The organism is Nocardia yamanashiensis (genome assembly GCF_021183565.1).
GTDB classification, from domain to species: Bacteria; Actinomycetota; Actinomycetes; order Mycobacteriales; family Mycobacteriaceae; genus Nocardia; species Nocardia yamanashiensis.
This window is the reverse complement of record NZ_CP089226.1, coordinates 4491274-4505029: the sequence shown is the minus strand read 5'-3', so window position 1 is coordinate 4505029 and position 13756 is coordinate 4491274. Positions and strand designations below refer to the sequence as shown.

Genomic DNA, 13756 nt, shown 5'->3' with positions numbered 1-13756 from the left:
GGGGTTCGTCGGCGTGTCGCCTCGGTTATGTGCCGTTGATCTTCGAGGGGGTGATTTCCCGGGATGGTGTTTCGGATTCTGGGGTTAGGCGGCCGGATTGTAGGTGGAGGCGGTGGTGGGCGCGGTTTGCTTCCTGGGGGTCGTGGGTGGTTTGGATGATGGTTGCGCCTTCGGCTGCCAGGGTGTGCAGGAGTTGCGAGATGTCCTGCTGGGCTTCGGGGTCCAGGCCGGTGGCGGGTTCGTCCAGGAGGAGCAGGTCGGACTGCTGGGCTAGGGCTTGAGCGAGTAGGGTGCGCTGGCGTTGGCCGCCGGACAGGGCTGTCATGCGGCGGTTCGAAAGTGCGGCCACGCCCATGCGTTCCATGCAGGTGTCGATCAGGGTGCGGTCGGCGCGGGTGAGGCGACGCCAGGGGCCGCGGTCGGCCCATCGGCCCATGGTGACGGTCTCGCGCACGGTGATCGGGAGCGTTTCGGGGATCGCGCTCTGCTGAACGACCAGTGCGGGGCGTCGAATCGGTGTGGTCGTGTCGTTGATCCGCTCGCGTTCGACGGTGTCCGCCGAGCCGGGCCGTACGTACTTCACGGTTCCCGCACGGGCGGGCACGATGCCCGCGAGAACGCCCAGCAGCGTTGACTTTCCGGAGCCGTTCGGCCCGATGATCGCGGTGACGCGTCCGCCCGGAATCACGGTCGTGACGTCGTGCAGGACGGGATGCCGGGCATATCCGGCGCTGACGCCGGTCAATTCGATCGTTGAAAGTCCGCTTGTGTGCAACAGCTCACCTTACTTGTATTGAAAATCATTTCCACTATAGATTGCCTCGCCATGGAGTGGTTGCTCGACCCCTTGCAGGTCGTGTTCGTACAGCGGGCCCTGTGGGGTGGGCTGCTCGTTTCCTGTTTGTGCGCGCTCGCCGGAACCTGGGTTGTGGTGCGCGGCATGGCTTTTCTGGGTGATGCGATGGCACACGGGATGTTGCCCGGAGTCGCCGTGGCGTCCCTGCTGGGCGGAAACCTGTTGCTGGGCGCGGCATTCAGCGCGGGTGCGATGGCGGTGGGGGTGTCGGCCCTGGGGCGCAGTCGCCGCTTCTCGGCGGATACCGGCATCGGATTGCTGTTCGTGGGGATGCTCGCGCTCGGCGTGATCATCGTGTCGCGGTCGCAATCCTTCGCGGTCGATGTCACCGGATTCCTGTTCGGCGATGTCCTCGGCATCAGGGGACGAGACCTCGCCTACCTGGCGGTGGCACTCGGAATCGCCGGGGTCATCGTGGTTCTCGGACACCGCGCTTTCGTGGCGCTCGCCTTCGACCCGCGCAAGGCCGCCACCTTGGGATTGCGACCCCGCCTCGCCCAAGCCGCCCTGCTCGCCCTGGTGACCCTGGCGATCGTCGCCTCCTTCCACATTGTCGGCACCCTGCTCGTCTTCGGCCTGCTCATCGCACCTCCGGCGGCAGCCCTGTACTGGGCCAACCGAATTCCCCTCGTCATGGCACTCGCCGCGCTGTTCGGCATGTTCGCCACCGTGAGCGGACTGCTGGTGTCCTGGCACGCGGGCACCGCCGCCGGCGCCACCATCGCGGCCGTCGCGGTCGGCTTGTTCTTCGTCTCGGCCGGACTGTCGGGATTGCGTGATCGGATCGCACGTCGAGGCGATGGCCCCGCTGGGCTGAAGCCGCGCGCACTGCTGTTGGCCGTCACGGCCGCGCTGTCCATGACGGCTTGCTCGACCGGTGGGCAGAATGATGAATCAGAGCCCGTGCCGCATGGGTATATCGCAGGTGCGCAGGAGGTTTCGGAAGAGCAGCGGCGATTGGTGGTCGCGGATGGGGCGTCCGGGGCGATGCGGATGGTCGATCTGGTGAGCGGGGAGATCAGCGAGATCGGTGGGGCGCCGGGGGTGGCGCGATTGCAGGGGGACGATCGGTTCGCGTATGCGGTTACGGGCGGGTCCACACGGGTCGTGGATGGCGGGGCGTGGACCGTCGATCATGGTGATCACGTGCACTACTACCGGGCCGAGGTCCGGGAGGTCGGGAGTATCGGGCGGGATGTGCGCGAAGTGCACAGCGATCCCGCTGTGGTGGCGGTGATTTCGGATGATCGCACCACGGTGCTGGATCGAGCCGACTTGGCTGCCGGCACCGTGACCGAGCGGGGCGTCATCGACGGTACTGCGGTTCCCTACGCCGAAAGCCTTGTCGTGGTGGAGAATTCCGGCCGGATGACCGTGCGCAGCCGGGATGGACCGGTGATCGCGGAGCTTGCCGAGAGTTGTTCGGCAGGGGCTGGGGCGCGGTCACCGCGGGCCGCGCCGACGCGGCGCGGGGTGGTGTTCGCTTGCGCCGACGGCGCGGTGGTTGTCACGCGTGGCGAGTCGGGATTCGTGGCTTCGCGGATCGACCATCCGCATCCGGTTCCGGAAAACGAACGCGCTGTGGAATTCCGCTATCGACCCGGTAGTGATCGGCTGGTCGCCACGGCGGGGGACCGTGGGGCGTGGCTGCTCGATATGCGGGCTCGCACTTGGACTTTCCTGGATACCGGACCGGTGGTTGCGGTGAATACGGCGGGGGAGCGGGCGCCCGTGCTGGTACTCGGCCGGGATGGCGTTCTTCGGGCGCTGGATCCCGCCACCGGCGTGGAGACGGCGCGCACCACCGTGCTGGCGAAACCTGTCGCGGACGGGGCCGTGCCGCCGGTGATCGAGATCGACATCGATCGCGCCTACGTGAACGACGCCGAAGCCGGTGTGATCCACGAGATCGACTATCGCGACAATCTGCGCAAGGCAAGGACTTTCACGCCGGGCATCGCACCCACCTACCTGGTGGAGGTCGGCCGATGAGCGCCACCCGTCGCTTGTTCGTGGTCGCGCTCGTGCTCTGCGGGCTGGCCGCCTGTGCGCAGCCCGGGGACGAGCGGGCCGACATCATCGTCACCACAAACATTCTCGGCGACATCACCCGCGCGGTCGTCGGCGACACCGCACGCGTGACCGTGTTGATGAGCGCGAATGCCGACCCGCACCAATTCGCCCTGTCGGCCAAGCAGGCTGCCCAGCTGGAGCGTGCGCGGCTGATCGTGCACAACGGGCTGGGCCTGGAAGAGGGTGTGCTGCGCAATGTGACGGCGGCCGAGCAGTCGGGGGTTCCGGGGCTGGCGGTGGGGGAGCGGATCGATCCGATTCGATTCGGGGACAACGGGTCCGGTGTGGTCGGCAAACTCGATCCGCATTTCTGGACCGATCCCGCGCGCGTCCGGCGGGCGGTCGGGCTGATCGCCGATGCGGTGATCGCGCGGGTCGACGGGATCGACGCCACCGCCGTGCGCGCCAATGCGGCGAGCTATGCCGCCGAACTCGAGCGGCTCGAGAGCTGGATGACCGAGCGCTTCGCGACCATCGATCCGGGGCGGCGGAAGCTGGTCACCAATCATCACGTCTTCGGTTATCTCGCACAGCGTTTCGGGTTCGAGGTGGTCGGTGCGGTGATTCCCGGCGGCAGCACGCTCGCCTCGCCCAGCAGCGCCGATCTCGCGGACCTGGCGGGCGCGGTGCGTGCCGCCGGGGTGAGCGCGATCTTCGCCGATTCCTCGCAGCCGGATCGGCTGGCGCGGGTGCTGGCGGAGCAGGCCGGGCTGCGGGTCCAGGTCATCGCGCTGTATTCGGAATCGCTCACCGAGCCGGGGCAGGGCGCGGGGAGCTACCTGGAAATGATGCGCGCCAATACCGACGCCATGGTGCGCGGGCTCGGCGCGGCCTGAACTTCGGCACCTGTTGTCACGAGAAATGGAGCAATACATGCAGTTACGTTCGCGCGCCACGGTATTGGCGGGCCTCACCGCGGTCGCCGTCGCTCTCGCCGGATGCGGCGGTGGCGAGACGGCGAAGCCCGCGATCGCCGATCCGATCGTGGTCACCTACGACGGCGGAATGCGGATCCTGGACGGCAAGACCCTGGAGCAGCGCGGGGAGATCCGGCTGGACGGGTTCAACCGGATCAATCCCGCCGGTGACGACCACCATGTGATGGTGTCCACGCAGGACGGGTTCCGGGTGCTGGACGCCGTGCACGGCGAGCTCACCGATATCTCGTTCCCCGCCGTCAAACCCGGTCACGTGGTGCGGCATGCGGGGAAGACGGTGCTGTTCGCCGACGGCACCGGGGAGGTGACCGTGTTCGATCCGGCGAAGTTGGAGGACGGGAAGCCGCCGACGCAGACCTATCGCACCCCGGCCGCGCATCACGGCGTCGCGGTCGAGTTGGCCGACGGGAAGTTGCTCGTCACCGTCGGGACCGAGGAGAAGCGCACCGGCATAGCGGTGCTGGACCGGGACCGGAAGGAGATCGCGCGCAACGAGGACTGCCCGGGCGTGCACGGTGAGGCCGTGGCCGCCGGGGAAGCCGTCGTGGTGGGCTGCCAGACCGGCGCGCTCGTCTACCGCGACGGCGTCATCACCAAGGTCGAGAGCCCGGATGCGTACGGGCGCATCGGAAATCAGTCCGGCTCGGATCGGTCGCCCATCGTGCTCGGGGACTACAAGCGGGACAAGGACGCCGAACTGGAACGCCCCCAGCAGGTTTCACTGATCGACACCCGCACCGGAGGACTGCGCTTCGTGGATCTGGGGACCAGCTACACCTTCCGGTCGCTGGGACGCGGGCCGGCGGGCGAGGCGCTGGTACTGGGCACCGACGGCGCGATCCACGTGATCGATCCGGAAGCGGGCACGGTCACCCGCAAGATCCCGGTGCTGAGCGCGTGGGAGGAACCGGTCAAGTGGCAGCAGGCACGGCCCGCGCTGTTCGTGCGCGGTGGTGACGTCTACGTGTCGGATCCGGCGCGCAAGCAGGTGCACCGTATCGACCTCGGCGCCGGAACCATCTCCGCCACAGTCACTCTCGCGGAATCGCCGAATGAACTGAGCGGCGTCGTCAGTCACTGACCCGGACCTGGGCGCCGCCCCGCCCGGCGTGGGGTTGACCTCGACCGTGCTCGAGGTTCTACCGTGACGGCCATGATCGCAACGCTCTCGCCCGCGCAGGTCGAATACCTGGAAAGCCAGCGCCTGGGCCGCCTCGCCACGGTGCGGCCGGACGGTTCGCCGCAGAACAATCCCGTCGGCTATCGCTGGAACGCGGCGCTGGGGACCATCGATATCGGCGGGTATCAGATGGGGGCCAGTCAGAAGTTCCGGAATCTGGCGAAGGAGGACCGGGTCTCACTGGTGATCGACGATGTGAAGTCGATCCAGCCGTGGGCTGTGCGGTGCCTCGAAATCCGGGGCACCGCACAGGCTTTGCGGGATGTCGAACCCTGGGGTCCGGGGATGTCGCCGGAACTGATCCGGATCACCCCCGAACGGGTTATCGCCTTCGGGATCGAATAGCCCGCGGCGGCAACTCAGTTGGCGTGCAGGGCGGCGTTCAGCTCGATGCCGGTGCCCTTGCGGGACACCACCTCCACCGCGCCGGTCAGCGAATTGCGGCGGAACAGCAGGTTGGACTGACCGCTCAGCTCGGCCGCCTTCACGATGGCGCCGTCCGGCAGCTGCACCTTGGTGCCGGCGGTGACGTACAGGCCCGCCTCGACCACCGAATCGTCGCCGAGCGAGATGCCCAGCCCCGAGTTGGCGCCCAGCAGGCAGCGCTCGCCGAGCGAGATGACCTGCTTGCCGCCGCCGGACAGGGTGCCCATGATAGACGCGCCGCCGCCGACGTCGGAGCCGTCGCCCACCAGCACACCGGCGGAGATGCGGCCTTCGACCATGGAGTTGCCGAGGGTGCCGGCATTGAAGTTCACGAAGCCCTCGTGCATGACGGTGGTGCCCGCGGCCAGGTGCGCGCCCAGGCGCACGCGGTCGGCGTCGGCGATGCGCACGCCCGAGGGGGTCACGTAGTCGACCATGCGCGGGAACTTGTCCACGCCGTACACGGTGACCGGGCCGCGCGCCCGCAGCTTCAGGCGGGTCAGCTCGAACTCCTCGTTGGAGCAGGGTCCGAAGTTGGTCCACACCACGTTCGCCAGCAGCCCGAAGATGCCGTCCAGGTTGGCGCCGTGTGGGCGCACCAGGCGATGCGACAGCAGGTGCAGCCGCAGGTAGACGTCATGGGTGTCGACCGGCGCGGCCGCCAGATCGGCGATGGTGGTGCGCACCACGACGACCTCGACCCGGCGCGCCTCGTCCTCGCCCGCCAGCTGCGCGAACTTGGCGTACTCGACATCGGAGGCATCCAGCCGCTGCGTCCCGGTCTCGCCGAACTCACCCAGCTGCGGGTACGGGTACCAGGTGTCCAGCACCGTCCCGTTCGCGGTGATGGTGGCGAGGCCGACTGCTACTGCTCCCTGAGTGCTCACGTTCGCACAGGTTACCGGGGCCGTGCGCGCGCAGATTCTGTGAGGTTGGTTGCGAATAGTGTCTGTTTGTGCCGACGCAGGTGGGATGCAGGGAACGGAGGCGGATCCTCCCCTAGGGTGGAGAAGATGACCCTCGATCTCCATGCTGACCCCATCAGTCTTGCCGCCGCCCTCGTCGACATCCCGAGCGTTTCCCGGGACGAGGCCGCCATCGCCGACCTGGTGATGAAGGCATTGCAGGAGCAGACCACGGGGTTCGAGATCGTGCGGCACGGCAACACCGTGCTGGCCCGCACCAATCGCGGCCTGCCGACCCGCGTCATTCTGGCCGGGCACCTGGACACCGTGCCGATCGCCGACAATGTGCCGAGCCGCTTCGAGGTCGGCGTGAACGGCGAACGCCAGCTGTGGGGTTGCGGCAGCGTCGACATGAAATCCGGTGACGCGGTCTTCCTGCACCTGGCGGCCACAGTGGCCGAGCCGGTGCACGACCTGACCATGATCTTCTACGACGCCGAGGAGATCGCCGCCGAATTCAACGGCCTGGGCCGGATCGAACGCGAACTGCCCGAATGGCTGGAAGGCGACCTCGCCATTCTCGGCGAACCCTCCGGCGGCTGGATCGAGGCCGGCTGCCAGGGCACCCTGCGCGTCCGGCTCACCACCTCCGGCGTGCGCGCCCACACCGCGCGAGCCTGGCTGGGCGACAACGCCATTCACCGCCTGGCTCCGATCCTGGAACGCCTCGCTGCCTACCAGGCCCGCGAGGTCGACATCGACGGCTGCGTCTACCGCGAGGGCCTGTCGGCGGTGCGCGTGTCCGGCGGCGTCGCCGGCAATGTGGTGCCGGACGTCGCCGAGGTGGACGTGAACTTCCGCTTCGCGCCCGACCGCACCCTGGACGAGGCCACCGAGCATGTGCGCGAGGTCTTCTCGGGCCTGGAGCTCGGTTTCGAACGCACCGACGGCGCCCCCGGCGCGCTGCCCGGCCTGTCCGCCCCGGCCGCGAAAGACCTGATCGAGATCGTGCACGCGCACGGCAGCGGCGGCGTGCGCGCCAAGTACGGCTGGACCGACGTCTCCCGCTTCGCCGCCCGCGGCATCCCGGCGGTGAACTTCGGCCCCGGCGACCCGAACCTGGCGCACAAGCGCGACGAACACCTGCCGGTGGACCAGATCACCCAGGTCACCTCCATGCTGCGCAGCTACCTCACCGGCGACAAAGCCTGAATGAAATACAGTTGGCTGCATGTCTGCTGACGGTGAAATCTCCGGTGCGCGTTCGTCGAAGACCCCCAGGTTCCGTGGGCCGATAATGCTGCGGCGGGATCGTAAGAAGGGCATCGGGACGACGGATCAGCATCTGCTGGACGAGCGCGGGCCCGCGGACTGGGTGCACACCGACCCGTGGCGGGTGCTGCGCATCCAGGCCGAATTCGTCGAGGGCTTCGGCGCTTTGGCGGAGGTGCCGGCCGCGGTGGCGGTGTTCGGGTCGGCGCGGACCGCCCCGGAGCATCCGGAGTATCAGGCGGGCATGGCGATCGGCGGGGCGCTGGCGCGGGCCGGGTTCGCGGTCATCACCGGCGGCGGGCCCGGGGCCATGGAGGCGGCCAATCGGGGCGCGTCCGAGGCGGGCGGCTACTCCATCGGCCTGGGCATCGAGCTGCCGTTCGAACAGCACCTCAACGAATGGGTCGATCTCGGCATCAACTTCCGGTACTTCTTCGCGCGCAAGACCATGTTCGTGAAGTATTCGCAGGCCTTCGTCTGCCTGCCGGGCGGTTTCGGCACCCTGGACGAGTTGTTCGAGGCGCTCACCCTGGTGCAGACCCGCAAGATCACCCGCTTCCCGATCATCCTGTTCGGCACCAGATACTGGTCAGGACTGGTGGATTGGATGCGCGATTCGCTGCTCGGCTCGGCCAAGATCGCGCCCGGCGACCTGAGCCTGGTGCACGTCACCGACAGCGTGGAAGAAGTGGTGGAGATCGTCATGCGGGCCGCCGAAGCGCGCGCCGAGACCGAGGACGTGGTGGAGGATCAGTGGTGAGCGACCTGTCCGGCGACGGTTATTCGATCTGCGTCTACTGCTCGGCCAGCGCCACCGATCCGGCGGCGCTGGAACTGGCGACCCGGGTGGGCGCCGAAATCGGCCGCCGCGGTTGGCAATTGGTGTCCGGCGGCGGGCACGTGTCCATGATGGGCGCGGTGGCGACGGCGGCGCGGGCGGCGGGCGCGCACACGGTCGGCGTGATCCCCAAGAAGCTGGTGCACCGCGAGATGGCCGACACCGATTCCGACGAACTGATCGTCACCGACTCCATGCGCGAGCGAAAGCAGATCATGGAGGATCGCGCCGACGCCTTCCTGACCCTGCCCGGCGGGGTCGGGACGCTCGAAGAGTTCTTCGAGACCTGGACCGGTTCCTACCTGGGCGTGCACGACAAGCCGGTGGTGGTGCTGGACCCGAACGGCTTCTACGACGGCCTGTTCGACTGGATCGGTCAGCTGCGCGAGCGCGGGTTCGTGGGCCGGGAATCGCTGGAGAAGGTGGTGCGCGCCGCGGATCTGGAGTCCGCCTTCGCCGCCCTGCGTCCCGGGTTCTGAATCGCCTTTGCGAAACCAGTCGGTTTCACTCGACAAGGCGGCATTCATCCGCCAGGGTAGGAATCGGGCGCAATGGGGCATACCCGGTACAGGGGGAACGTCGCGTCACCGCGCCACCGAGCACGACCTGGTGAGGAGCACAACGAAGTGAATATGGATGCCCGTTCGACCGTCGGCCTGCTGGATCTGGCCCGCAGCCTGCCCGGAATGGCCGTGGACGCCCCCTCGATGCTGCGCAACGCCGTGCGCATGCTGGTGAAATCCGGGGACAAGGCATCCATCGGATTGTTCTTCCAGCGCGCCGCGGCCATCCACCCGGACCGGCCCTTCCTGAAATACGAAGGGCGCGTGTACAGCTGGGGCGAGGCCAACGAACTGGTGAACCGGTACGCGCACGTGCTGGCCGGACGGGGCGTCGAGCGCGGGGACGTGGTCGGCATCCTGCTCACCAATCGGCCGGAGGCGCTGTTCACGGTGCTGGCCACCGTGAAGCTGGGCGCGACCGCCGGGCTGCTCAACCATCATCAGCGAGATGTGGTGCTGCGGCACAGTTTCGGGCTGCTGAACTCCAAGGTCGATGTGATCGGCGAGGAATGCGCCGAGGCGCTGGAGACACTCGGCGAGACGCGGCCGAACCTGCTCTGGACCCGCGAACTGGAGGCCGCCGCCGCGACCGCCGATTCCGGCAATCCCGCTGTGTGCGAGGAGATCACGGCCCGCGAACGGGCGTACCTGATCTTCACCTCCGGCACCACCGGCCTGCCCAAGGCCAGCGTCATGACCCATCTGCGCTGGACCAAGTCCATGGCCGGGATCGGCGGGCTCGGCGTGCGGCTGCGGCCGAACGACACCCTGTATTGCTGCCTGCCGCTCTATCACAACAACGCGCTCACGGTGGCGCTGTCCTCGGTGATCGCCGGGGGTGCGAGTTTCGCGCTGGGGCAGAAGTTCTCGGCTTCGCGGTTCTGGGACGAGGCCATCGCCCACGACGCCACCGCCTTCGTCTACATCGGCGAATTGTGCCGGTATCTGCTCAACCAGCCGGTCCGGCGCGCCGACCGCGCCCATCGGGTCCGGCTGGCGGTCGGCAACGGCCTGCGCCCGGAGCTGTGGGACGAGTTCCGGCAGCGGTTCGGCATCAAGCGGATCGTCGAGTTCTACGGCGCGAGTGAGGGAAACGTCGCTTTCATCAATGCCTTCAGCGTCGACAAGACCGCCGGTTTCACCCCGCTGCCGTTCGCCATCGTCGAGTACGACGAGGCCACCGGCAAGGCGCTGCGCGGTCCGGACGGCAAGCTGCGCCGGGTGCCCGCGGGCGGCGTCGGGCTGCTGCTGGCCAAGGTGACGAACAGCTCGCCCTTCGACGGCTACACCGACAAGTCCGCCACCGAAGCCAAACTGGTCCGCGACGGGTTCAAGGCCGGGGACTGCTGGTTCGACACCGGTGACCTGGTCCGCGACCAGCGCTGGGGGCATATCGCCTTCGTGGACCGGCTCGGCGACACCTTCCGCTGGAAGGGTGAGAACGTGGCCACCACCGAGGTCGAGGGCGCGTTCGGCGGCATCGACGCGGTCACCCAGGCGGTCGTCTACGGCGTCGACGTCCCCGGCGCGGACGGCAAGGCCGGCATGGCGGCGGTGACGCTGCACGAGGGCGCGGCCTTCGACGGCAAGGTGGCGGCCAAAGCGCTCTACGAACAGCTCCCCAATTACGCTGTGCCCCTGTTCATTCGCGTCGTCCCCGAACTCGAGCAGACCTCCACCTTCAAGAGCCGCAAGGTCGAACTCCGCAAACAGGGCTTCGTCCCCGACGCCGACAGTGATCTCTACGTGCTGGCAGGTCGTACCGACGGTTACGTCCCGGCCTACGACGAGTACCCCGCCGAGGTCGCGGCGGGCCGCGCACCGGCCAACTGACCGCCCGGTGACGGGCGGCCGATTCCGGTCGGCTGCCCAGCAAGCGTGATACTGCACTCGGTACAGTCGAGGTCATGTGTGCGCCGTTGCCGACGTTGTGCGGGAAGCCGGTGGCGACGGATCGGGCGCTTGTCATGGCGATCGTGAACCGGACGCCGGACTCGTTCTATGACCGGGGCGCGACGTTCAGCGACGATGCGGCAATGGCGGCGGTCGACAGGGCGGTCGCCGAGGGCGCGGATCTGGTCGATATCGGCGGGGTGAAGGCCGGGCCGGGCGCGGAGGTCGACGCCGTCGAGGAAGCCCGCCGGGTGGTGCCGTTCGTGGCCGCCATCCGGGAGCGCTATCCGGATCTGCTGATCAGCATCGACACCTGGCGGGCCGATGTCGCCCGCGCGGCGGTGGCCGAGGGCGCGAACCTGATCAACGACACCTGGGCCGGGGCCGACCCGGATTTGGTGGGCGTGGCGGCCGAAACGGGCGTGGGCATCGTGTGCTCGCACACCGGCGGCGCCATCCCGCGCACGCGCCCGTTCCGGGTGCGCTACGCCGATGTGGTGGCCGAAGTCACCGAAACCGTGGTGGCCGCCGCCGAGCGCGCCGCGGCGGCCGGAGTGGCAAAAGATTCGATCCTGATCGATCCCACCCACGATTTCGGCAAAAACACGTACCACGGGCTGGAATTGTTGCGGGGAATAGACGTTCTTGTGAAAACCGGATGGCCTGTCTTGATGGCGCTGAGCAATAAGGATTTCATCGGAGAGACTCTTGGTGTCGGCCTGACCGAACGATTGGAGGGCACATTGGCAGCGACTGCTTGGTCGGCCGCCGCGGGTGCCCGGGTCTTTCGGGTGCACGAGGTCGGCCACACGCGCCGGGTGGTGGACATGATCGCCGCGATTCAGGGGATCCGACCACCCGCACGAACCCTGCGAGGTCTCGCATGATCGATTGGGTACGCCGCAACACGTTCGACGCTCCCGACTGGACCGTCGAGGAACTCATCGAAGCCAAGGGGGACCGGACCGTCTCGGTCGTCCTGCCCGCGCTCAACGAGGAAGACACCGTCGCCACCGTGGTGGGCAGTATCCGGCCGCTGCTGGGCACGCTGGTGGACGAACTGGTGGTTCTGGACTCCGGGTCCACCGACGCCACCGCCGAACGCGCACAGGCCGCGGGAGCGCGCGTGGTGAGCCGGGAACAGGCGGTGCCGGAACTCGAGCCGGTGCCGGGCAAGGGGGAGTGCCTGTGGCGGTCCCTCGCCGTCACCTCCGGCGATCTCGTGGCATTCGTGGATTCGGATCTGATCGATCCGGATCCGCTGTTCGTGCCCAAGTTGCTGGGTCCACTGCTGACCGTCGACGGCATGCACCTGGTGAAGGCGTATTACCGCCGGCCGCTGCGGCAGGGCGAGAACATCGACCACCACGGCGGCGGGCGGGTGACCGAGCTGGTGGCCCGGCCGCTGCTGTCCGCGCTGCGGCCGGAACTGTCGAATGTGCTGCAGCCCTTGGGCGGTGAGTACGCGGGCACCCGCGAACTGCTCGCCTCGGTGCCGTTCGCGCCCGGCTACGGCGTGGAGATCGGCCTGCTGCTGGACACCTACGACCTGCTCGGGCTGAACGCCATCGGCCAGGTGAATCTCGGTGTGCGCCAGCACCGCAACCGGCCGCTGTCGGATCTGGGCGTGATGAGCAGGCAGATCCTCGGCACCGTGCTGGGCCGCAGCGGGGTCAACGACTCCGGCGCGGCGCTCACGCAATTCCCGCTGGTGGGCGGCGAATTCACCGCCCACGCCACCGAGGTGTCCCTGGCGGACCGCCCTCCGATGAACACCCTGCGCCCCGAATGGGCCGCCGCCTGAGTTTCGGCGGCGCTGGTACCTGGAAGTCCGCCCCGCACCCTTGAAGGGTGCGGGGCGGACTCCAGTTATGGGTGCGGAGGCGGTGCCCCGTCTCATTACGAAATTCGCCCCCGCATCTGTAAAGGTGCGGGGGCGTTGATTTTTCGGTGCTATCGGCTCAACGGTCGTGCCGGTAAATGGGTGTGAGCAGGTCGGCTTCGATCGGCTCGCCGGTGTTCCGGTCGTAGCGCACGCCGACGACGGCGGAGAACGGATGCGTGCCGGCACGCTCGTGCAGGGTGGCCAGGCGGGTCGCCAGCAGCCGGATGGCACCGAGCGAGGCGGGCGGGTGCAGGCCGTCGATGACGAGCACCGTGCCCTTGCCGTCGGGCCGGGGAAGCCTTGCCAGGTAGGCGATGTCGTAGGGCTCGGTCCCGCCGGGCCGGTACACCCGCCGCGCGGCCCGATCCTCGATGCCCCGGCGCACCCGCCCGGCCCGCGCCACGGTCCGCCGCAGCCGCGGGTCCGCCGCCACGAGATACCGCAGACTGGGCGACAATTCGGGCCCGCCGAGCACGATCAGCCCGTCCCGGTCGAGATCGAGCGGCCGTCCCGGCAGGAATCGCTGTACAGCCGCCTGGAAACCCAATTCCCGCAGTAATTCCACCAGCCGGTGCGGGGCTGCGGCATCCGGCGCGCCCACCAGCGCGAGCGCGCGCGTGGTGCTGCGCACGTCCGGCGTCAGGATGGTGAGCGGCCCGTGCCCGAAGAACAACCCCTCCGGCACCGGTCCCTGCGTACTCACCTGATGGATGCGCGCCCGGGAAAGTCCGGCCGCCGCACCGATTCTCGCGAAGGTCCACCCTTCGGCGTGTAGTTCGCGAATGACCGCGCGGCGGATCCGGGTCAGTTCATTGATGGTCTGCTGCGCCGCCGCCACGCCGTCGGTGGCGGCTTTGAGGCGCTCGACCTTGTCTTCGATCGCGAACACCTTCGCCACCTCGTCGGCCGACATTCCCGCAGTCTAGA

13 protein-coding genes are annotated in these 13756 nt (G+C 68.3%); 10 read left to right on the top strand and 3 right to left on the bottom strand.

Annotated features, from left to right (window positions below):
- Nucleotides 1–25: 25 nt before the first annotated feature.
- Nucleotides 26–775, bottom strand: coding sequence for a zinc ABC transporter ATP-binding protein AztA (aztA, locus tag LTV02_RS21310; RefSeq protein WP_233033204.1), 750 nt, complete (start codon nucleotides 773–775; stop codon nucleotides 26–28).
- Between aztA and aztB the strand changes: the two genes are divergently transcribed.
- The 4 genes from aztB to LTV02_RS21290 all read left to right on the top strand — a co-directional run bounded on the left by aztB (nucleotide 770) and on the right by LTV02_RS21290 (nucleotide 5392).
- Nucleotides 770–2848: a zinc ABC transporter permease AztB gene (gene aztB / locus LTV02_RS21305; RefSeq protein ID WP_233033203.1), complete on the top strand. Its 2079-nt coding sequence runs from the start codon at nucleotides 770–772 to the stop codon at nucleotides 2846–2848. The two genes, aztA and aztB, sit on opposite strands and share 6 nt — an antisense overlap.
- Nucleotides 2845–3765 carry a zinc ABC transporter substrate-binding protein AztC gene (aztC, locus tag LTV02_RS21300; RefSeq protein ID WP_233033202.1) on the top strand — a complete coding sequence of 307 codons (921 nt, stop codon included), beginning with the start codon at nucleotides 2845–2847 and terminating at the stop codon, nucleotides 3763–3765. Before aztB ends, aztC begins: the two co-directional genes overlap by 4 nt.
- A 37-nt stretch (nucleotides 3766–3802) precedes the next feature.
- Nucleotides 3803–4948 (top strand): zinc metallochaperone AztD, encoded by a 1146-nt coding sequence (gene aztD, locus LTV02_RS21295; RefSeq protein WP_233033201.1) that lies wholly within the window; start codon nucleotides 3803–3805, stop codon nucleotides 4946–4948.
- 72 nt (nucleotides 4949–5020) lie between these two features.
- On the top strand, nucleotides 5021–5392 hold the full coding sequence (locus tag LTV02_RS21290) for a PPOX class F420-dependent oxidoreductase (protein WP_233033200.1): 372 nt from the start codon (nucleotides 5021–5023) through the stop codon (nucleotides 5390–5392).
- A 14-nt stretch (nucleotides 5393–5406) separates the two neighbouring features.
- Here the strand turns inward: LTV02_RS21290 and dapD are convergent, their stop codons facing one another.
- Complete coding sequence (gene dapD / locus LTV02_RS21285) at nucleotides 5407–6360, bottom strand: 2,3,4,5-tetrahydropyridine-2,6-dicarboxylate N-succinyltransferase (protein WP_233033199.1); 954 nt, start codon at nucleotides 6358–6360, stop codon at nucleotides 5407–5409.
- Nucleotides 6361–6486: 126 nt separating this feature from the next.
- On the opposite strand from dapD, the gene dapE reads away from it, so the two are divergent.
- The 6 genes from dapE (at nucleotide 6487) to LTV02_RS21255 (ending at nucleotide 12748) form a co-directional block, all read left to right on the top strand.
- A complete protein-coding gene (gene dapE / locus LTV02_RS21280; RefSeq protein WP_233033198.1) occupies nucleotides 6487–7590 on the top strand; it encodes a succinyl-diaminopimelate desuccinylase in 1104 nt (367 codons plus the stop codon).
- Nucleotides 7591–7609: 19 nt separating this feature from the next.
- The gene (locus LTV02_RS21275; RefSeq protein WP_233033197.1) at nucleotides 7610–8410 is read left to right on the top strand and encodes an LOG family protein; all 801 of its coding nucleotides are present in this window, start codon (nucleotides 7610–7612) and stop codon (nucleotides 8408–8410) included.
- Nucleotides 8411–8415: 5 nt separating this feature from the next.
- A complete protein-coding gene (locus LTV02_RS21270) occupies nucleotides 8416–8967 on the top strand; it encodes an LOG family protein (RefSeq protein ID WP_233041649.1) in 552 nt (183 codons plus the stop codon).
- Nucleotides 8968–9120: 153 nt separating this feature from the next.
- The gene (locus LTV02_RS21265) at nucleotides 9121–10884 is read left to right on the top strand and encodes a long-chain-acyl-CoA synthetase (protein ID WP_233033195.1); all 1764 of its coding nucleotides are present in this window, start codon (nucleotides 9121–9123) and stop codon (nucleotides 10882–10884) included.
- A 74-nt stretch (nucleotides 10885–10958) separates the two neighbouring features.
- The gene (gene folP / locus LTV02_RS21260; protein WP_233033193.1) at nucleotides 10959–11831 is read left to right on the top strand and encodes a dihydropteroate synthase; all 873 of its coding nucleotides are present in this window, start codon (nucleotides 10959–10961) and stop codon (nucleotides 11829–11831) included.
- On the top strand, nucleotides 11828–12748 hold the full coding sequence (locus LTV02_RS21255; RefSeq protein ID WP_067721747.1) for a glucosyl-3-phosphoglycerate synthase: 921 nt from the start codon (nucleotides 11828–11830) through the stop codon (nucleotides 12746–12748). Before folP ends, LTV02_RS21255 begins: the two co-directional genes overlap by 4 nt.
- Before the next feature lie 157 nt (nucleotides 12749–12905).
- Here LTV02_RS21255 and LTV02_RS21250 read toward each other — a convergent pair whose 3' ends face one another.
- On the bottom strand, nucleotides 12906–13742 hold the full coding sequence (locus LTV02_RS21250; RefSeq protein WP_067721746.1) for a hypothetical protein: 837 nt from the start codon (nucleotides 13740–13742) through the stop codon (nucleotides 12906–12908).
- Nucleotides 13743–13756: the final 14 nt, after the last annotated feature.